Genomic DNA, 18,860 nt, shown 5'->3' on the forward strand with positions numbered 1-18,860 from the left:
TCCCGGGTCACCCCGTGGTGTTGCGAAGCAGGCAGGCATCGCCATAGGAAAAGAAACGATAACCGTTCTCAAGCGCATGTGCATAGGCGTGGCGGATCGGATCCATTCCGGCAAAGGCGCTGACAAGCATCATCAGGGTCGATTTCGGGAGATGGAAATTGGTCAGCAACATGTCGACCGCGCCAAACCTGTACCCCGGAGTGATGAAGATATCGGTTTCATCGGCAAAGGCCTGAACCCGTCCCGTTGCGGCATGACAGGCCTCGAGGATGCGAAGACTTGTCGTGCCGACGGCCACGATGCGGCCGCCCTGCTGTCGCACATTGTTGATCTGCGCCGCCGTATCCGCCGTGATCTGCCCCCATTCGGCATGCATCCGGTGGTCGGCGATATTTTCCACCGTTACCGGCAGGAAGGTGCCGGCACCGACATGAAGTGTAACCTTGGCAAGCCCGACACCTGCGCGTTCAAGGGCGGCCATCAGACGCGGTGTGAAATGCAGACCGGCTGTCGGCGCGGCGACGGCCCCCGCCTCGGCGGCGAACATTGTCTGGTAATCCTCGGCGTCGGCGTCGGTGCTGCCATCGGGACGGCGGATATAGGGCGGCAGCGGCATGCTGCCATGCGCGGCAAGCCCCGCCTGTATGGCGGCATCATCCAGCAGACTTCCGGTAGTCGGGGCGATGAAGTCGATCACCACCTCGCCGCCATCACCGCGGCCCACAACCCTGGCGGCGAAATCGGGTCCGAAATGAATCACATCATTGGGCCGGCATTTGCGCGCCGGTTTTGCGAACACACACCAGCGCGCGCCCTGTTCATGCTTGTGAAGCGTGATGCCGATACCGGCATCCCCCCGCTTTCCCGACAGGCGCGCCGGAATCACCCTGGTGTCATTCACCACCAGAAGGTCTCCTGACGTCAGCAGCTCCGGCAGGTCGCTGATGACACGGTCGACCATCGCGGTACCTGTCAGGTCCAGAAGGCGGGCCGCGTCACGCGGGCGCGCCGGCTCGCTCGCAATTGCCTCCGGCGGCAGCTCGTAATCGAAATCGGACAGTTTCATGAATGTTGGTTCATGGATGTTGGTTCATGGATGACGGGTCATGGATGACAGGGTTCCGGGATCACTCAAAAATCTGCACAACCCCGACAACGCTGCCGGACTCTTCGGTCACGACAAGACATTGGACGCGCGATTCCTGCATCCGCGCCTCGGCATCAGCCATCAGCTGATCGGCGGCGATGGTCAGCGGGCTGGCGCTTGCCACCTCGCCGACCGGCGTGTTTGCCAGATCCACCCCACAAACCAGAAGACGACGCAGATCGCCATCCGTCAGCACGCCTTGAAGATTGTCCCTGCTGCCGACAAGCGCCATGCCGAGGCGGCCTTCCGTCATCACCAGAATGGCATCCTGCACCGGTGCCTGAGGGTCGACAAAGGGCAGCGCGTCCTGCCGCATCTGGTCGCGCACCCGCGTCAGCAGACGACGCCCGAGCGCCCCGCCGGGATGCGTCATCGCGAAATCGGCGGCTTCGAACCCGCGCGCTTCCATCAGCGCAACAGCAATGGCATCACCAAGAACAAGCGTGTTCAGGGCCGAGGTTGTCGGTGCCAGATTCAGTGGACAGGCCTCACGATCAACCGAAATATCAAGGACGATCTGTGCGGCGCGCGCCATGCTGCTTGTCTGTCCGGCAGTCAGCGCGATGATCCGCGCATCAAGCCGTTGCAGCGCCGGCAACAGCCGGACGATTTCCTCGGTCTCGCCGGAATTGGAAATCAGGATCATCACATCACCGGGACGAACCATGCCAAGGTCCCCATGGATTGCCTCGGCAGGATGCAGAAACAGCGAAGGTGTGCCCGTGGACGCCAGAGTCGCGGCAATCTTACGGCCAATCAGCCCGGATTTGCCCATGCCGCAGACAACAACATGCCCGGACGTACCAAGGATCATCTCGACAGCAGCCTCAAAGGGACCACCAAGCGCCTCGTCAAGGCGCGAGATGGCATCGCCATAGGCGGCAAACAGCCGCCGCGCCGCCGGAACCGGGGCCAGCCCTTGCGCCACCACACCGGCAGCCTCGTCCGCCGCCGACCGGTTGTCGGGTTCCATAGCCTTGTCAGACATTGTTCACAGGCATCATTTCCAGCCTTCCTTCAGGGGATCGCTCAGCGCCGCGGATACAGCCGCATCGCCATGCCGGACCGATATTCCGGTTTTCTAGCGCCTTTTGGGCGCGAATGCCACTCCCACAATGCCCTCAGCCGAGCCGCTGGCGCGCCATCTCGATGTCTTCGGGAGTATTCAGATTGGTAAAGGGGTCGAGTCCGGCATCATCATCATCGAAATCCACAATCGCGCAATCCATGCGCGCCGTAAAATCATCAATCTTGCGAAGCCCCTCATCAACCAGCGCCGTACGCAGCGCCGCCGCGATGCCAACCGGCCAGATCGCAAAGACGGGATGCCGGCGCCCGTTCGAGCGCGCCTGCGCCATGTCGGCACCATCCAGCACGGCCTGTGTCAGGCGCGCACCGAGATCCCGCGGCAGAAACGGCGCGTCGGTCGCCAGGCTGATCACATGCGTAACCTCGGCATGCCCGGTGATGGCATGCTCCAACCCGGTCAGAACGCCGGCCAGCGGCCCCGCAAACCCGTCGACAACATCGGCAATCACCGGCAGACCGAAGCCGGCGAACCGATCCGGGTCGCCATTGGCATTGATGGCCGTCCTCATGCCGTCGGGCACCGCGCGGTCGATGACGTGCGAAAGCAGGGGCTGGTCACCAAGCATGATCAGATTCTTGTCACCGCCCCCCATACGACGGGATTTCCCCCCGGCAAGAAGGAGATACAGCGGAACGATATCGGTCATATTGGATCTGGACATGTCATCGTGCGCCATGCTGACCGCCCTGCGCGCGCTGCGGCGACGGGATATCGGCGACGTCCTCTGTCTCGGCGTCGGCCTGGTCAAACACGATCCGGTCCTCGCCGCTCAGCGCGATGAAGCGCTTGCCCTTGGCGCGCCCGATCAGCGTCAGTCCGGCCTGTCTTGCCAGTGCCACCGCCTCGTTGGTGAAGCCCGAGCGCGAGACCAGTACAGGTATCCGCATCTGCACCGTCTTGATCACCATTTCGGTGGTCAGTCTGCCGGTGGTATAGAAAATCTTGTCGTCCGGCGTGACATCATTCAGGAACATCCAGCCGGCAATCTTGTCGACAGCATTGTGCCGGCCGATATCCTCCATATAGACCAGCGGATGATCGGCGCTGCAAAGCACACAGCCATGAATGGCCCCGGCACTCAGATACAGGCTTGGCGTGGTGTTGATGGCCTTGCTCAGCGGCACCAGCATCGACGCATGCAGACGCATGTCCGGATTGAGCCTGATCGAGTCAAACCGTTCCATCATGTCGCCATAGGCCGTGCCCTCGGCACAGCCGCTGGTGCGAATCTTGCGCTTCATCTTGGCTTCGAAATCGGTTTCGCGCTCGGTCCGCACGATCACCACCCCCAGATCATCATCATGGTCGATGCCGGTGATGACATCATCATGACGCAGCATGTTCTGGTTCAGGAAATAGCCGACCGCAAGTTCGGCGGGCCAGTCACCGATTGTCATCGACGTGACAATCTCCTGTCTGTTCAGAAACAGCGTCAGCGGCTTTTCGGTAACGACGGGAAGCGTTACCGGCGCGCCGGTTTCATCGACCCCGGTCACGGGCTGGGACAGGCCTGGCGCGTCGGGGTCCGGGGCGATGATCATGGCCGGCACCATGCTATCTGCCGGCGGGTTTCTGTCGGAATCGGTCATGACGCTAAAATGGCTGAAATGTCGGATGGCAACAAGGCGAGAATTGCCGCGCCCCGGTGACAGCCCCCGTCATCAGGGTATTTTGCTTTTCATCGGCGAAGCCGTTATTCTGCGCACGCCGGGCCTTTCCGGCGCCGACGCCGCCGCCCCGCCGGACAGGGGGTGGGAACGGGGGCGGAAACGGGGGCAGGAACAGGGTATGAAGATCCATTTCTCAGCTTCAACACATGATGTGGCGCAACAACGGCTTGCCAGGCTTGTCGAGCGTTATGGCCAGACAGACCTCGAATCCGCCGACTGCATAGTCGCGCTTGGCGGTGACGGACACATGCTTCATGTCCTGCACGAAACACTGGCACATGAAAGGCCGGTTTTCGGGCTGAATTGCGGGCGGCTTGGTTTTCTGATGAACCATTACGCCTCGGACGAGCTGGTCGAGCGGATCGAGGCCGCCGAGACCGCACCGGTCCACCCCTTGCGGATGACTGTCACCGAAAGCGACGGTGCCACGCATACCGCGCTGGCGATCAATGAGGTATCGTTGCTTCGTCAGACGCATAACGCGGCGCATATCCGCGTCGAGGTTGATGGCAAGCATCAGGTGGAGGAACTTGTCTGTGACGGCATTCTGCTGGCAACGCCTGTCGGATCGACTGCCTATAATCTGTCGGCGCATGGTCCGGTCATCCCGCTTGGTGCCGGGCTTCTGGCGCTGACGCCCATATCGCCCTTCCGGCCCCGCCGATGGCGCGGTGCCCTGCTTGGCGCGGAGTCGACTGTCCGGCTGACGGTCCTCGAAAATGGTTTCCGACCGGTCAGCGCCAGCGCCGACAGCACCGAATACCGCCAGGTGGCCGAGGTCGAGATCGCGCAGGCACACGACATTGCGCTGCACCTTCTCTATGACCCCGGCTATTCACTGAGCGAGCGCGCCATAGCCGAACAATTTCGCACCTGAAATCGCACGGCATCTGGTGGCTGGCGCAAATGTGATGTCCAGCCGTGCCCTTGCTGGCACCTTCATCGCTGTCCCGTCACTTAGAAACGCATGCCGTAGGCTTCAAGGTTGGCCGCCAGCGCGTCGCGCCGATCATCATTCATCGCCCGGAAGGGAGGACGCAGATTGTTCCACCGCGCGTCGCCGGTCCGACGTGCCAGCAGCGCCTTCTGGGCTGGAATCGGGGCATAATCCTGGAACAGCAACCGCACTTCCTTGACCGCCTTGTGCGCCGCCTCGGCCTCGTCCCATTTGCCGGCATGGCACAGATCGATCACATGCGCGATATCACCGCCATTCAGATTGGCGGTTGCCGAAATGCAGCCCGGCCCACCAAGGCGGATCGCGTCGATCACCGGCAATTCGGCACCCGGATAGACAATCAGCCCGTCAATGGCCAGCAGCCGGCGCGTATTGTCCCAATCGCCCGAACTGTCCTTGATGCCGACGATCACATCGGGATAGGCAGCACGAAGCCGCGTCACCAGATCGATCGACAGCCCGACACCGGATACCTGGGGGATATGGTAGAGATAGATCTTCAGATCAGGATGGTCGACGCCGTCGATCAGCTTTTCGAAATAGTCGAAATAGCCATCATCACCCATGCCCTTGAAATAGAAAGGGGGCAGAGTCATCACACCCGCGCAGCCAAGCTCGACGGCATGACGCGACAGGGCAATGCTTTCCGGCAGATTGCACAAGCCGGTTCCCGGAATGACGCATTTCGGGTCAACGCCCGATGCAATCAGCCCTTCAAGAGCGGCCATTCTTTCGGCACTGCTGACAGACAGTGCCTCGCCCGTGGTGCCAAAGGGGGCAAGCCCCGAACATCCGGTCGACAACAACTCGGCGGCAAGCGCGTTATACAGCTCCTGGTTGAATGACAGATCATCGTTGAATGGCGACAGAATCGGCGCAATCAGGCCCTTGATCATGAGGTGTCCCTTTCCGGAAAATCCTTGGCACATATAGGTAAAATCGAAATATCACCGATCGGTGGGAAGGGCCAGAAGCAATTCGTCTCACCACCGCTCAGCCAGACAGCTCGGCAAGAAAGGACTGGACCTGCCGCCACAGCGCCGCCTGCACTTCGTCCGTTTCAAACAGCAATTCATGCCGGGCGCCTGCAAAGTCGACATGCTGGCAATATGGAAGACAGGACAGCATCCGGTCGGTCGAGGGTTTGTGAACGATCCATTCATCTCCGGCTGTCAGCGCCAGCACCGGCAGCTCGAGCCGCTTCATCCAGCCTTTGTTCAGCGTTGTCGCGACACAGCTGGCATAGGCCGCGCGCACCCATCCAGCTGTTGGACCACTGCGGCGCAGCTCCGGCGCATCGTCAAACCACAGAAACTGATCCTCATAATGAGGCTGCACGCGCGTCAGGCCGTTATTCATCCGAAACACCCGCTCTTCGGCAAGATGACGCGGCGCACGCCCAAGCGCCGGTTTGCGGCTAAATCCGGCCCCGACGATAACCGCCGCCAGAAGCCTGACCGCCCAGACAGGCATAACCGGCGGCGCGATCATCGGCGACAGGATCACAGCACCTTTGGCATGCCCCCGGTGCCGCGCCGCAAGCCGCAGCGCCAGATGCCCACCCATTGAATGGCCAAGAAAAACAACCGGCTGCGCGGCAAACCCAACCGCCGTCATCAGCCTGTCTGCCGCGTCAAGATGATCCTCGAAATCATCGATATGGACGGACAGCTTCATCACGCCAAGATGGCCTGAGCGCCCCTGCCCTGGCCAGTCGATGATCAGCAGGTCATGCCCGGAAGCTGTCAGCCGTTTTGCGGCATCGGCGTATTTTTCACAGAATTCTGTAAAGCCGGGACAGATGACAATCGGTGGCCGGCCCGGCGATCCGGGATTCGGCGCCGGCCAATGATGACCTCGAACACGGCCAAGGGAGGTCTCTATGAAAACATCGGTGCCGCCGAGCATGGCAAGCCCGGCTTTTGCGGCGATTGGAAAATCCTGTGAAAGCGCCGCCATGATCGGAATGTCTACTCTGCCGGCCGCGTCGCGGGAAGCGGCACGACATCTGCTCCGCTGTGCGGATCACCTTCGGCAAACCCCTTTGACTGGCGGTCCCACATCTGCTTGTAGAGACCGTTCAGCACCAGCAATTCACCATGCGTGCCACGTTCAACGACACGCCCCTCGGACAGCACGATAATTTCGTCGGCATCAATGATGGTTGACAGCCGGTGTGCGATGACAAGCGTTGTCCGGGCCTTTGACACCTCATTCAATGAGGCCTGAATTTCCTTTTCAGTGCGGCTGTCGAGTGCCGATGTCGCCTCGTCAAACAGAAAGATCGAAGGCCGCTTCAGGATCGCCCTGGCGATGGCCACACGCTGTTTTTCACCACCTGACAGCTTCAGGCCACGCTCGCCGACCATGGTGTCATAATGGTCTGGCAGATTGGCGATAAAGCCGTCAATCGCCGCCATTTTCGATGCGGCCTCAATCTCTTCCTGGCTGGCCCCGTGACGGCCATAACCGATATTGTAGCCGATGGTGGCGTTGAACATCACCGTGTCCTGGGGCACCATGCCGATTGCTGCGCGGACACTGCCCTGCTTCACCTCGGTCAGGTTCTGGCCATCAATTCGCACCGTCCCCTTCTGTGGATCATAGAAACGGAACAGAAGCCGAGAAATGGTGGTCTTGCCGGACCCGCTTGGCCCGACAATGGCAACCCGTTTGCCCTTTGGCACGGTAAAGCTGACACCCTGCAAGATCGGCCTGTCACCATAGGCAAAATGCACATCCTCAAAGGTGACGGCCCCGCCATCAATCGCAATGTCGGGCGCGCCGGGACGGTCCCGGACATCGACATCCTCATCCAGAAGGCCGAACATCCTTTCCATATCGACAAGCGCCTGGCGAAGCTCGCGATACACCCAGCCAAGGAAATTGAGCGGCATGTAAAGCTGTAGCAGATAGGTGTTCACCGCCACGAAATCACCAACCGTCAGGTTCCCGTTCTGGATATCGAGACCCGCCATACCCATCATCAGAACCAGCCCGATGGCGATAATGCTGCCCTGCCCGATATTGACCACCGAAAGTGACGTGCGGGACCGAACGGCCATGATCTCATAGCGCTTCATCGCCTCGTCATAGCGGTCGGTTTCCACCGCCTCGGCGTTGAAATATTTCACCGTCTCGTAATTCAGCAGGGAATCAACCGCCCGTGTGGCGGCTTTTTCATCGGCGTTGTTCATCTCGCGCCGGAACTTGATCCGCCATTCGGTCACCCTGACGGTAAAATAGCAGTAGGCCATCACGGTGGTGAAGGTCACAGCGGCATAGAAACCGCCAAACATCACCCACATGATAATGCTGACAAGCACCACCTCGACAAACAGCGGCAGTACTTCGAAGAAAACAATCGTCAGCAGGAACTCGATTCCCTTGGCCCCGCGGTCAATCGCCCGGGTCAGCCCCCCTGTCTGGCGATCGAGGTGAAACTGCAGTGACAGCTGGTGAAGATATTCGAAACAGCGGATCGCCGCGCCGCGCACGGCCCGCTGTGCCACCGCCGCGAACAGATACTGCTTTGCCTCGGAAAATACCTGCTGGCCAAGACGCGACAATGCGTAACCGGCGATGACCAGCAGCAGCATCTTCATCGAGAACCCGGCTTCCCGGTTCACGATATCCACGGCAGCGCCATACATCAGCGGCGTGATGATGTTCGACCCGCGCGACATGACCAGCGCGCCAAACGCCGCGGAAATACGGCCACGCACACGCCAGTCGCCGCGCGGCGCTGTATAGCGCCACAGCTCACCAAACAGCGCAAACGTCTTCTTCATTGTGGATGTCGCCATCAGAAACGCCTACCCGTCACAGCCACAGAACCGCCAGCCCTGAAACCACCAGCCCTGAAACTACCAGCGCTGAAACCATCCGGCTGTTGTTCAGTCCTGCGCGGCGACGGTAAAGCTTTCACCGCAGCCACAGCGCGCGGCCTCGTTCGGATTGTTGAATACAAAGCGGGAGGCGAATTTGGTTTCTTCCCAGTCCATTTCCGCGCCAACAAGGAACATCACCGCTGTCGGGTCGATAAACAGGGTGACACCCTTTTCCTCGATCCGGTCCTCGAACGGCTTTGCCTCGGTGGCGTACTGAACATCATATTGCAACCCGGAACAACCGGCCGTCTTGATGCCGATACGAAGGCCAAGAATGTCCGTGTCAGCCGTTTCAATCAACTGACGCACCTGGGCGGCAGCGGCGTCTGACAGGGTGATTATCGGTTTCGACGGGTCAAACATCATTTCCATTCCATGGACTGGCGGCCACAGGGCACGAACCATGATTGTTCATAGATATCAAAAACCAAGATCCAACGCCAGCTTTGCATCCTCGCTCATCCTTTCGGGGCTCCATGCCGGTTCCCAGACAAGCTCTACAGTCACGGCCCCAACACCCTCCGCCGCCGCAACGGCCTCGGCCACCTGGCCCGGCATCTCGCCGGCAACGGGGCAACCGGGTGCGGTCAGCGACATGGTGATATAGACGTCGCCATCCTGTCGCCGATCAACATCATAGATCAGACCGAGATCGAAGATATTCACCGGAATTTCTGGATCATGGACAGTTTTCAGCGCTGCCTCGACCGCGTCCTGATCAGCCGGACCTGTCGCGCCCGCCAGGGGACTCCCCGCCATCGCCCTGAACCCCGAAGAGGTGTCGGGAAGGAAATCGGCAAGCCCCGGACCATCGGCAAGACGGCTTCCCGGCCCTTCAGGAAGATAGGGGTTGTAATCCTGATCCTTCATTGCACCCTACCCGAAAATCCGCCGGACCTTCTCGAGCGACTCGGCAAGCGTGTCAAAATCCTCGGTCCGGGAATAGACACCGACCGAGGCCCGCGCCGTCGATGGCAGGTCGAGATGATCCATCAATGGCTGGGCACAATGATGTCCAGCCCGGATCGCCACGCCATCATGATCGATGATGGTCGAGATATCATGCGGGTGAGCGCAGTCCATAGTGAATGACACAACCCCCGACTTGCCGGCTGCGGTGCCGATGAGGTTCAGCCCCTCGACAGCTGAAAGACGCTGGTGCGCGTAACTCAGAATCTGCTGTTCATGCGCCCTGATCGCCTCCATGCCGATGGACTGGACATAATCCACAGCAGCCCCAAGGGCGATGGTTTCGGCGATAGCTGGTGTGCCTGCCTCGAAACGAACCGGTGGCGGCGCATAGGTCGTCTTGTCGATGGTCACGCGGTCGATCATGTCACCACCACCAAGAAAGGGCGGCATTTCGGCCAGGATCTCGGCCCGCCCCCACAGCACACCGACACCGTTTGGACCATAAAGCTTATGCGCTGAAAACACATAGAAATCAGCCCCAAGCGCCATGACATCAACCGGCATGTGAACAACGCCCTGACAGCCATCAACAACCATCAGCGCCCCGATATCACGGGCCACGCCGGATATGTCGGCGATCGGAAACACTGTGCCAAGAACGTTCGAGACATGCGGCACGGCAATGATCCGCGTTTTGTCGCTGATCTCGGCACGAAGACGGTCCATCGAAAAGGCACCATCATCCTCAAGCGTGAAGGCACGCACCTTTGCGCCAGTCTTTTCGGCCACCATCTGCCAGGGCACGATATTGGCGTGATGCTCGGCGATGCTGATCAGGATTTCATCTCCGGGCTGCAACCGTGGCTCGGCCCAGCACCGCGCGATCAGGTTCAGCGACATAGTCGCCCCGGCTGTCAGCACGATCTCGTCACCGGACGCAGCGCCGATGAAGCCGGCCACCTTGCCGCGAACCGACTCATACAGATCGGTCGAGGCTTCGGACAGGAAATGCAGTCCACGATGAACATTGGAATAGGTGTCCTGATAGGCCGACAGCAGCGCGTCAAGCACCTGCTGCGGCTTTTGCGCCGACGCCGCGCTGTCGAGATAGACTAACGGCTTGCCATGAACGGTCCGCGCCAGAATCGGAAAATCCGACCGGATCGCCTCAAGATCGAATTCCCGGCGCGCCCCATCCATCACGCAGTCTCCCCCCCGGCAAGCCACGCTTCGGCGACCGGCCGCAGAAGGCTGGCCAGAACATCGTTTTCAATCGTCTCGATGGTGTCGATGAGGAAGGCCTCGATCAACATTGCCCGAGCCGTTTCATAAGGAATACCGCGGCTTGTGAGATAGAACAGCTGTGTTGCATCAAGTTCGCCAACCGTCGCGCCATGCGCACAGATAACGTCATCGGCATAGATTTCCAGCTCTGGCTTGGCATCGACCTCGGCCTTGCGCGACAGCAGCAGCGCCCGCGCCATCTGCTGACCATCGGTCTTCTGCGCGTCCGGAGCCACATGAACACGCCCCTGATAGACCCCGCGCGAGCTGTCATCCAGCACCCCGCGAATGATCTGGTTCGAGGTACATTCGGCAACAGCATGATCCATGTATGTGGTGATGTCCTGATGCTGTTTGCCACGGCCCATATAGATCGCCGACAATTGGCAATCGGCACCTGAACCGGCAAATACGACATGCGTTTCAAGCCGCGCCAGCACCCCACCGGTGCTGAGGCTGAAGCCGGCAATGGACGCGCCTTCGCCAAGCGCAACACCGGTGGCCGCAAGATGCGTTGTCGATGCACCCTCGGCCTGAACCTTGACCTGTTCAAGCCGCGCACCGGCAGCGATATCGACGCCAATCAGCGGCGCGGCCAGCCCGACATCGGACTGGTGCCATTCGGCAAGCTGAAGATGCGCCTCCGGCGCAAGCCTGAGCAGAATGGCGGGATGTGTCGATGACGCCTCGTCCCGGCCCTCGAACAACAGCATCAGCGGCGGTGTGACCACCCCGTCAACATCAATCACGATGCCACCGGTCATCGTCGCAAGGGACAGTGTGCTGACCGGATGGCCTTTCGGTGCCAGTTGCTGCAGGCGGGCAAGCGCCTGTTCATCACCCGCAAGGTCGCTGACCGTCAGACCATCCGGCAGCCCGGCAAGACCCGACGGGTCAAGAACCCCGTTCTCGAACCTGATGACATGCGCCGAAATACCAGCGGCGGCGACGGCACCCGGACCGCTGGCGGCACCGGCAAGGGCGGACGCCGGCACAAACCCGCGTTCGGCAAGCGAATCAATGCGGGTATAGCGCCAGGCCTCGACCCGCGGACCCGGCCAGCCATCCTGCTGCCAGCGGGCAAGCGCATCGGCGCGAACCCCCTGCAATAGGGAATCAGACCCTGTTTCAGGCTGCATCATCGATCCCGGCATATCCGGATTCCTCCACCTCTAGAGCCAGTTCCTTGCCACCCGATCTGCGGATCCTGCCATCGGCAAGAATATGCACATGATCAGGCACAATATGGTTCAACAGCCGCTGGTAATGGGTGATGACCAGCATCGCACGGCCCGGATCACGAAGCAGATTGACACCTTCGGACACAATCCGCAGCGCATCGACATCAAGGCCGGAATCAGTTTCATCAAGAACCGCCATTGTCGGCTCGAGAAGCGCCATCTGCAGGATCTCGTAGCGTTTCTTCTCGCCGCCGGAGAACCCGACATTCACGGCACGTTTCAGCATGTCGTCGCTGACCCCGAGAATGCGTGCCTTTTCGCGGACGATCTTCACGAAGCCAAGCTGGTCGATCTCGTCCTCGCCGGCCTCGACGCGGCGCGCATTGACTGCCGCCCGCAGGAAACTCATACCGCCGACACCGGGCAATTCGACAGGATACTGAAACGCCAGGAAAATGCCGGCGCGGGCGCGCTCGTCGGGTTCCATCTCCAGCATCGACACCCCATTCATCAGGATGTCGCCACCTGTGACCTCATACCCGTCACGCCCGGCAAGGACGTAGGACATGGTACTCTTGCCGGAACCGTTCGGCCCCATGATGGCATGAACCTCACCGGCATTGATGGTCAGATTGATCCCTTTCAGAATCGGCTTGTCGCCGATACTGGCATGGAGATCACGAATTTCTAGCAAAGCTGTCATTGTCTTTCCGTTCTTTCAAAAACCAAACCTCGAGGCGGGGCGGCGGTCAGCCGACCGACCCTTCAAGGCTGATACCGATGAGTTTCTGCGCTTCGACGGCGAACTCCATCGGCAATTCCTTCATCACTTCCTTGCAGAAGCCGTTCACGATCAGCGACACCGCGTCCTCTTCGCCGATGCCGCGCTGCAGGCAATAGAAAAGCTGATCTTCCGAGATCCGCGATGTTGTTGCCTCATGCTCGATCTTCGCGCTGGGATTGCGCGAGACAATGTACGGCACTGTGTGGGCACCGCATTTGTCGCCGATCAGCAGCGAGTCACATTGTGTGAAATTGCGGGCGTTCTCGGCGGTCGGCTGCATGTGAACCAATCCGCGATAGCAGTTCTGCGATCTGCCGGCCGAAATACCCTTGGAGATGATCGTTGACCGGCTTCCCTCGCCAATATGGATCATTTTCGTGCCGGTATCGGCCTGCTGCATGTTGTTGGTCAGCGCAACCGAATAGAATTCACCGACACTGTCCTTGCCGCGCAGCACGCAGGAAGGATATTTCCAGGTGATCGCGGACCCGGTTTCAACCTGTGTCCAGGAAATCTTCGACCTGTCACCGCGGCAGATGCCACGCTTGGTGACGAAATTATAGATCCCGCCCTTGCCGTTTTCATCGCCCGGATACCAGTTCTGGACAGTCGAATATTTGATTTCCGCATCGGTCAGCGCAACCAGTTCGACAACAGCCGCGTGCAGCTGGTTTTCATCACGCTGCGGCGCGGTACAGCCCTCGAGATAGCTGACATAGGACTCATCCTCGGCGATGATCAGGGTGCGTTCGAACTGGCCGGTATTCTGCTCATTGATCCGGAAATAGGTCGACAGTTCCATCGGGCAGCGGACGCCCTTTGGAATGTAGACGAAAGACCCGTCGGTAAAGACAGCCGAATTCAGCGCGGCGAAATAATTGTCACCAACCGGCACCACCGAACCAAGATAGCGTTGCACCAGTTCGGGATAATCGCGGATCGCCTCGGAAATGGGGCAGAAGATGACCCCGGCCTTTGACAGTTCCTCGCGGAATGTCGTGGCGACGGATACCGAGTCGAACACCGCATCAACCGCCACATTGGCCAGCATTTTCTGTTCATTCAGCGGAATGCCGAGCTTTTCATAGGTGGCCAGCAGTTCCGGATCCACCTCATCAAGCGATTTCAGCTTCTCGGCGGCCTTCGGCGCGGCGTAATAATGGATATCCTGATAGTCGATTGGCGGAATATCGAGCTTCGCCCAGTCGGGACTGTCCATGGTCAACCAACGCCGATAAGCCTTCAGACGCCAGTCCAGCATCCATTCAGGCTCGTCCTTCTTCGCCGAGATGAAACGGATGATATCTTCATTCAGGCCTTTTGGTGCCTTGTCCGTTTCGATGTCGGTGACGAAACCATATTTGTATTTCCCGGTCGCCTGTTCGACCTGTGCAATGGTTTCCGTAGTTGCGGCCATATCCAGTTTCCTCGTTATGGTCTGGGACCGTCGCCAGCGGCGTCGGGCCTGTGGGGGGATGGGGTTGTATCTGCTATCTCAGGCGACGCTGTGAACAGCTGTGACGGGTCGATCAGATCGGCAAGGCTGATGCCTTCAAGCGTCGAGCGAATGGCGCTGTTGACCTTGTTCCACTGATTGCTCATGAAACAGCAATTGGCGACCGAACAGGGATCATGCGCGCCGTCAACACATCCATTGACGGCAATCGGCCCCTCAACGACCTCGACGATGGTGACCAGAGAAATATCCTCCGGCCGGCCCTGGAGGACATAGCCACCGCTGGCACCGCGACGGGTTGTCAAAAGGTTTCCGGCCTGAAGATGCTTGGCAACCTTGGCGACCGTCGGCTGCGCCAGTCCCGTCAGCGCGGCAAGCTGCGCCGTCGCCAGCACTTCGCCGCGCCGGTGCGCCAGCGCACCAAGCACAACGATCGCATAGTCGGTCATGCGGTTCAGCCGAAGCAAGCCACTATCTCCTTAAGCCCGTGTCTTTTTTGACCTGAGTCTTCTTAAGCCTGTGTCATCTTCAAACGCGCCGCCGTTACCCCCCTGCCACCGCTTGTTTGCTGCGGGGCGGGGCCAGCGTTGCGAATGATTATCATAATCAAGACCAATTTGGTCCTGATTAGAAGGATGTAGGCCTTACTTAGAATGAATGCAAGGAAGGAAAGCATGAAACAGGGCGTTGGGCGGCTTTGTCGCACCGCCGGGTCAGCCGCATCAAAGGCCCCCGTTTGAAGGCCCGTTTGGAGGCCTCAGTTACAGGCCTCGCGGCGCAGGGTGTAGCGCCCCTCGTCAAGGCCGTCGAACATCTCGTCGATATCCGGATGGCCGACCGGGCCGTTCTCGCTGTCACCCACCAGATTCTGCTGGCTGACATAAGCGGTGTAATAGCTGTCGGCATTTTCCGCCAGCAGATGATAGAAGGGCTGATCCTTGTGCGGGCGCACCTCGGGCGGGATCGACTCATACCATTCTTCGGTATTGTCGAATTCAGGGTCGACATCAATGATCACGCCCCGGAACGGATAGTGCCGGTGACGAACGATCGCGCCGATGCTGAATTTGGCGTTTCTATGCTCCATACGGATCAGGTGGCACAAACCGTTCAAACAGTCGCGCCGACCTCCAGCCTGAGGCTAGAAGCGTTCCTTGACCTTCATGACCTGACGGCCACGATACATGCCGGTCTTCAGATCGATATGGTGCGGACGATGAAGTTCGCCTGTTGTCTTGTCTTCGACATAGGCGTCACCCTTCAGGGCGTCATGAGCGCGGCGCATGTTGCGCTTCGAGCGCGTAATTTTGGACTTTGGAACGGCCATCGTTCTGTTCTCTCATCTAGACTGGAATTTCCGGAACCAGCAGGCTGCGGCCACCCGACGGGCAGGCTGCAGACCAGAACGGGTTATCTAGGCGAAAGCCCGGCCACTGTCAACCAGCAGTGTCACCCGGCGGTGTCACCCGGCGCTGGCACCATGCACTGTCTCCAAGGCGCACAACAGGGATGACAGACCGGCCACAGCACCGCTCTTTGGGCCTCCTGCTTTCACGATTCCGTGAGGCAGCATGAATTAATAAAGAGATTAACGTTTTTTTTACCTCGCCTTTCTAGCCTGACGACATGGCCCAACGCCGCACGGACACGTTTATCAGGAGATTACCCATGACCCGTTTCATTGCGACCACGACCGTCACCAACGGTGCCAGATCTTTCCATCCCCCCCTCTCCGCGTTCCTCGACATGCGCGGGTGGATGGCAGTGCTTTTTGTCGCTGCGTCCCTGCTTGGTGCCGGCACCACAAGGACGTTCGCCGATGCCGAACCTGCCGGGGAACCTCGGAATATCGCCACCGCATCCCTTGAAACCGGAATCATCGCGGCCAGGGCGGGACGGCTGCGCGATGCCATCACAATCCTGAACCCACATGCCGACCGGGGCAATCCAACGGCCAATTACGTTCTTGGGCTGATCTATCGTCAGGACCGGGGTGCCCTTGCATCTCGCCCCACCCTGTCGCACAGGCATTTCGCCCGTGCCGCTGCGGCAGGTCATGTGGCATCCATCTTCGAGGCGGCATCGCAGTTCGAAAGGGGGATTGGCACCACCAGAGACGTCACCAAGGCCATCCAGCTGTACAGATTTGCCGCCAGAGCCAATCATACGACCGCACAGTTCAATCTGGCCGTCCTGCTGTCGCATGACAAGGCAAAGCAGGCTGACCTGCGTCAGGCCTATTTCTGGGCGATCATGGCCCGGAACAACGCTGTCCGCAGGCATAGTGACGCGCTGCCGGGCTCGCGTATCATCGAGATCGCAAAGTCCATCCGGTCGCGGATTCCGCATCAACTTGCCACCCAGGCGTCAGCCGCTGCCGCCAGACTGACCGGTCAACCTGTCTGACCACCGGGCGCGGGGCACCTTGGCTGCCCCACACCGTCGGCTTGCCATGATCCCCTCTCGGCGTTCAGAATAGGCATTCCGGATCACATTCGACCCGGGCCAGGGCGCGATACGGATCAATGAGCAGATGGTGACCAATATGGACAACCACGGCAGGCAGGCACCTTGGCAACGCTTGGGCCATCGATTCACGCTTGGTCTGCGGTCTCGAAGCGAGGCCGAATGGCTGCCAGCTGAAGACGCCTTTGGCGATCCGGACAGACGATCACGACAGATGGCCGAGAGGGCAAGACTGTTCGCCCAGCATCATGACGAGGTGTTTGCCGCCACCCCTGACTCGCTGGCCGCGGGTCATGAGGTGTTGGCGATGATCACAAACCACCTTGTGACCTATCATGGGGTGACACCCTGCGATCCCGCCGTGGACACACATCCACTGGAAGCTGCAGCGCGGCTTGTTCCCGAGGATCTGCTGCTGCTGGCGCCATCTGTGCGTGCCGATGGCACCGGCATGCTGGACTGGCGCCTTGTCGCAGCGGCGCTGGCCTTTCCTGCACATTGGGTTCTGGCTGACAAGATGGGGCGACCACTTGCCGGAATCCACGAACCTGTACCGCATTATGCCGAACAGCTAGAGACCCCGATGGACCGTTTTTTCACGCACATGCAGGTCGGGCCGATCAGCCATCGCTGGAACTGGTCCATCGTGACCAGCGAACAGCTGTTCACACCACGCCGGGCACATCGCAGACCATTGTCGTCCGGTGCCGGAATCAACGAGATCTTCGTGCGTATGGAAAGCCAGACATTGCGAAAACTGGCCAACAGCGGCCAGATCCTGTTCACCATCCGCACCTATGTCGAACCGGTTGCACGCTGGGCCGGGGTGCCGGGCGCGTTGGCATCGCTTGCCGAGATGCTGGATCTGATGTCACCCCAGATGCGGGACTACAAGGGCGTTGGCCTGTTTGAAGACGCGCTGAAGGCCCATCTTGGCAAGCATGCCTGACCACAAGCCTGGAGTGTCTGCCAGCCGGCAGATCAGCTGGCTGGCGGGGTGACAGACAGGCAGGCACGCCCGTCGTCAGACCGGACAAACCCCGGATTGCAGACCCACCCATGGCCGCGCACCGTCCTGTTCAGCGGCGCGACGATCCGTCGGCATCCCCCCTTGCCGTCCGACTGGAATCCGGCATTGCAGCTCCAGCTGTTGCCGCGGATGGTGGCGTTGGCAGGCACCAGCAGCTTGGTGCAACGGTCATCGGCGCGAAGATAGCCCGGATTGCAGACCCAGCTGTTGCCGTCGATGCGTGCATTGGCAGGTGCCTTGATCTGTCGGCATATCTCACCATCCTCGGCAAAACCCGGCATGCAGGCCCAGCTGCCACCACGCACGATTGCATGGGCGGGTGCCCTTACAGCTACGCAGCCGGTCTCGGTGATCTGATAGCCTGTGTGGCATACCCACCTGTTGCCGCGAATATAGCTGTTTGCCGGTGCCGTGATGATGCTGCATTGATCGCCCTTGCGCACATAGCCTGCCAGACATCGCCAGCCATTGCCGACGATGATGGCGTTTTGCGGTGCCACCACGACCTCGCATGTGGTCTTTTCGCTGAGCCTGTATCCAGCGCGGCATTTGATAATGTTGGATTGAACATAGCCGTGGGCCGGCGCCACAAGGCGCTTGCATGCACCAGCCTGTCTGACAAAACCGGGCATGCATCGCCACACATTGCCAACGACAATGGCGTTGGAGGGCGCACGGACGGCTTCGCAGCGCCCGGACAACCCAAGCGCAAATCCATCCTGGCACCGCCAGCCCCCATAGGTGGTGATGGCATTGTCCGGACGCGGCCATAAATGTTTTGTGATGGTGGCGGTGGAGGCCCCATTCCCGGCGGACAGAGCTGTCTCGGCGGCAGGCTGCGGCCCGGCTTCACCGGCATGGGCGGCACCGGCGATGATCCAGAGGCCGATCAGCGGCAACAGCACCACCAGTCCCTGACGAAGGATCAGGCTGAATGACCCTGTGCGCCCGGATCGCGCCACCCCGGATCGCGCAAGCATGTGACACAGCAT

The 18,860-nt window shown here is 60.0% G+C and carries 20 protein-coding genes; 3 read left to right on the plus strand and 17 right to left on the minus strand.

Annotated elements, in window-relative coordinates; translation table 11 throughout:
• Nucleotides 1-7 precede the first annotated feature (7 nt).
• The 4 genes from queA to AB3X55_03885 form a co-directional block, all read right to left on the minus strand.
• A complete protein-coding gene (queA, locus tag AB3X55_03870; GenBank protein ID MEX0502710.1) occupies nt 8-1,066 on the minus strand; it encodes a tRNA preQ1(34) S-adenosylmethionine ribosyltransferase-isomerase QueA in 1,059 nt (352 codons plus the stop codon).
• Nucleotides 1,067-1,127: 61 nt separating this feature from the next.
• Nucleotides 1,128-2,135 (minus strand): SIS domain-containing protein, encoded by a 1,008-nt coding sequence (locus AB3X55_03875; protein ID MEX0502711.1) that lies wholly within the window; start codon nt 2,133-2,135, stop codon nt 1,128-1,130.
• Between the two features lie 133 nt (nt 2,136-2,268).
• A complete protein-coding gene (gene mobA / locus AB3X55_03880) occupies nt 2,269-2,898 on the minus strand; it encodes a molybdenum cofactor guanylyltransferase MobA (protein MEX0502712.1) in 630 nt (209 codons plus the stop codon).
• A gap of 1 nt (nt 2,899) precedes the next feature.
• The gene (locus AB3X55_03885; GenBank protein MEX0502713.1) at nt 2,900-3,778 is read right to left on the minus strand and encodes a formate dehydrogenase accessory sulfurtransferase FdhD; all 879 of its coding nucleotides are present in this window, start codon (nt 3,776-3,778) and stop codon (nt 2,900-2,902) included.
• Here AB3X55_03885 and AB3X55_03890 point away from each other — a divergent pair.
• A complete protein-coding gene (locus AB3X55_03890; protein MEX0502714.1) occupies nt 3,777-4,784 on the plus strand; it encodes an NAD kinase in 1,008 nt (335 codons plus the stop codon). The genes AB3X55_03885 and AB3X55_03890 overlap by 2 nt on opposite strands.
• A gap of 80 nt (nt 4,785-4,864) precedes the next feature.
• Here the strand turns inward: AB3X55_03890 and AB3X55_03895 are convergent, their stop codons facing one another.
• From AB3X55_03895 to rpmF, 12 genes are all read right to left on the minus strand, one after another.
• Nucleotides 4,865-5,761 carry a dihydrodipicolinate synthase family protein gene (locus tag AB3X55_03895; protein MEX0502715.1) on the minus strand — a complete coding sequence of 299 codons (897 nt, stop codon included), beginning with the start codon at nt 5,759-5,761 and terminating at the stop codon, nt 4,865-4,867.
• A 97-nt stretch (nt 5,762-5,858) separates the two neighbouring features.
• Nucleotides 5,859-6,824, minus strand: a complete 966-nt coding sequence (locus tag AB3X55_03900) for an alpha/beta fold hydrolase (protein MEX0502716.1) — start codon at nt 6,822-6,824, stop codon at nt 5,859-5,861.
• 11 nt (nt 6,825-6,835) lie between these two features.
• Complete coding sequence (locus AB3X55_03905) at nt 6,836-8,671, minus strand: ABC transporter ATP-binding protein/permease (GenBank protein MEX0502717.1); 1,836 nt, start codon at nt 8,669-8,671, stop codon at nt 6,836-6,838.
• A gap of 90 nt (nt 8,672-8,761) precedes the next feature.
• Entirely contained in the window at nt 8,762-9,118 is a 357-nt protein-coding gene (locus AB3X55_03910; protein ID MEX0502718.1) for a HesB/IscA family protein, read from the minus strand.
• A 57-nt stretch (nt 9,119-9,175) separates the two neighbouring features.
• A complete protein-coding gene (locus tag AB3X55_03915; GenBank protein MEX0502719.1) occupies nt 9,176-9,514 on the minus strand; it encodes an iron-sulfur cluster assembly protein in 339 nt (112 codons plus the stop codon).
• Nucleotides 9,515-9,631: 117 nt separating this feature from the next.
• Nucleotides 9,632-10,867: a cysteine desulfurase gene (locus AB3X55_03920; protein ID MEX0502720.1), complete on the minus strand. Its 1,236-nt coding sequence runs from the start codon at nt 10,865-10,867 to the stop codon at nt 9,632-9,634.
• Entirely contained in the window at nt 10,867-12,105 is a 1,239-nt protein-coding gene (gene sufD, locus AB3X55_03925; protein MEX0502721.1) for a Fe-S cluster assembly protein SufD, read from the minus strand. Before sufD ends, AB3X55_03920 begins: the two co-directional genes overlap by 1 nt.
• Nucleotides 12,080-12,835 (minus strand): Fe-S cluster assembly ATPase SufC, encoded by a 756-nt coding sequence (gene sufC / locus AB3X55_03930; GenBank protein MEX0502722.1) that lies wholly within the window; start codon nt 12,833-12,835, stop codon nt 12,080-12,082. The genes sufD and sufC overlap by 26 nt, the downstream gene beginning before the upstream one ends.
• 46 nt (nt 12,836-12,881) lie before the next feature.
• Nucleotides 12,882-14,333 carry a Fe-S cluster assembly protein SufB gene (gene sufB, locus AB3X55_03935; protein ID MEX0502723.1) on the minus strand — a complete coding sequence of 484 codons (1,452 nt, stop codon included), beginning with the start codon at nt 14,331-14,333 and terminating at the stop codon, nt 12,882-12,884.
• A gap of 14 nt (nt 14,334-14,347) precedes the next feature.
• Nucleotides 14,348-14,839, minus strand: coding sequence for an SUF system Fe-S cluster assembly regulator (locus tag AB3X55_03940; GenBank protein ID MEX0502724.1), 492 nt, complete (start codon nt 14,837-14,839; stop codon nt 14,348-14,350).
• A gap of 290 nt (nt 14,840-15,129) precedes the next feature.
• Nucleotides 15,130-15,459, minus strand: a complete 330-nt coding sequence (gene hspQ, locus AB3X55_03945; GenBank protein MEX0502725.1) for a heat shock protein HspQ — start codon at nt 15,457-15,459, stop codon at nt 15,130-15,132.
• Nucleotides 15,460-15,513: 54 nt separating this feature from the next.
• Entirely contained in the window at nt 15,514-15,699 is a 186-nt protein-coding gene (gene rpmF, locus AB3X55_03950) for a 50S ribosomal protein L32 (protein ID MEX0502726.1), read from the minus strand.
• Nucleotides 15,700-16,040: 341 nt separating this feature from the next.
• Here rpmF and AB3X55_03955 point away from each other — a divergent pair, with 341 nt between their 5' ends.
• The gene (locus tag AB3X55_03955; GenBank protein ID MEX0502727.1) at nt 16,041-16,778 is read left to right on the plus strand and encodes a tetratricopeptide repeat protein; all 738 of its coding nucleotides are present in this window, start codon (nt 16,041-16,043) and stop codon (nt 16,776-16,778) included.
• 139 nt (nt 16,779-16,917) lie between these two features.
• Entirely contained in the window at nt 16,918-17,787 is an 870-nt protein-coding gene (locus AB3X55_03960; protein MEX0502728.1) for a DUF3445 domain-containing protein, read from the plus strand.
• A 32-nt stretch (nt 17,788-17,819) separates the two neighbouring features.
• Here the strand turns inward: AB3X55_03960 and AB3X55_03965 are convergent, their stop codons facing one another.
• Nucleotides 17,820-18,848: a hypothetical protein gene (locus tag AB3X55_03965; protein MEX0502729.1), complete on the minus strand. Its 1,029-nt coding sequence runs from the start codon at nt 18,846-18,848 to the stop codon at nt 17,820-17,822.
• Nucleotides 18,849-18,860: the final 12 nt, after the last annotated feature.

The sequence above is a fragment of the Alphaproteobacteria bacterium LSUCC0719 genome (assembly GCA_040839025.1).
Classification (GTDB): Bacteria; Pseudomonadota; Alphaproteobacteria; order Puniceispirillales; family Puniceispirillaceae; genus UBA8309.

Bases quoted from the DNA above. Each gene is read 5' to 3' on its own strand.
- queA (MEX0502710.1), bottom strand. From the start codon at position 1,066: ATGAAACTGTCCGATTTCGATTACGAGCTGCCGCCGGAGGCAATTGCG.
- AB3X55_03875 (MEX0502711.1), bottom strand. From the start codon at position 2,135: ATGTCTGACAAGGCTATGGAACCCGACAACCGGTCGGCGGCGGACGAG.
- mobA (MEX0502712.1), bottom strand. From the start codon at position 2,898: ATGTCCAGATCCAATATGACCGATATCGTTCCGCTGTATCTCCTTCTT.
- AB3X55_03890 (MEX0502714.1), top strand. From the start codon at position 3,777: ATGGCCGGCACCATGCTATCTGCCGGCGGGTTTCTGTCGGAATCGGTC.
- AB3X55_03885 (MEX0502713.1), bottom strand. From the start codon at position 3,778: ATGATCATCGCCCCGGACCCCGACGCGCCAGGCCTGTCCCAGCCCGTG.
- AB3X55_03895 (MEX0502715.1), bottom strand. From the start codon at position 5,761: ATGATCAAGGGCCTGATTGCGCCGATTCTGTCGCCATTCAACGATGAT.
- AB3X55_03900 (MEX0502716.1), bottom strand. From the start codon at position 6,824: ATGGCGGCGCTTTCACAGGATTTTCCAATCGCCGCAAAAGCCGGGCTT.
- AB3X55_03905 (MEX0502717.1), bottom strand. From the start codon at position 8,671: ATGGCGACATCCACAATGAAGAAGACGTTTGCGCTGTTTGGTGAGCTG.
- AB3X55_03910 (MEX0502718.1), bottom strand. From the start codon at position 9,118: ATGTTTGACCCGTCGAAACCGATAATCACCCTGTCAGACGCCGCTGCC.
- AB3X55_03915 (MEX0502719.1), bottom strand. From the start codon at position 9,514: ATGGCGGGGAGTCCCCTGGCGGGCGCGACAGGTCCGGCTGATCAGGAC.
- AB3X55_03920 (MEX0502720.1), bottom strand. From the start codon at position 10,867: ATGGATGGGGCGCGCCGGGAATTCGATCTTGAGGCGATCCGGTCGGAT.
- sufD (MEX0502721.1), bottom strand. From the start codon at position 12,105: ATGCCGGGATCGATGATGCAGCCTGAAACAGGGTCTGATTCCCTATTG.
- sufC (MEX0502722.1), bottom strand. From the start codon at position 12,835: ATGACAGCTTTGCTAGAAATTCGTGATCTCCATGCCAGTATCGGCGAC.
- sufB (MEX0502723.1), bottom strand. From the start codon at position 14,333: ATGGCCGCAACTACGGAAACCATTGCACAGGTCGAACAGGCGACCGGG.
- hspQ (MEX0502725.1), bottom strand. From the start codon at position 15,459: ATGGAGCATAGAAACGCCAAATTCAGCATCGGCGCGATCGTTCGTCAC.
- rpmF (MEX0502726.1), bottom strand. From the start codon at position 15,699: ATGGCCGTTCCAAAGTCCAAAATTACGCGCTCGAAGCGCAACATGCGC.
- AB3X55_03955 (MEX0502727.1), top strand. From the start codon at position 16,041: ATGACCCGTTTCATTGCGACCACGACCGTCACCAACGGTGCCAGATCT.
- AB3X55_03960 (MEX0502728.1), top strand. From the start codon at position 16,918: ATGGACAACCACGGCAGGCAGGCACCTTGGCAACGCTTGGGCCATCGA.
- AB3X55_03965 (MEX0502729.1), bottom strand. From the start codon at position 18,848: ATGCTTGCGCGATCCGGGGTGGCGCGATCCGGGCGCACAGGGTCATTC.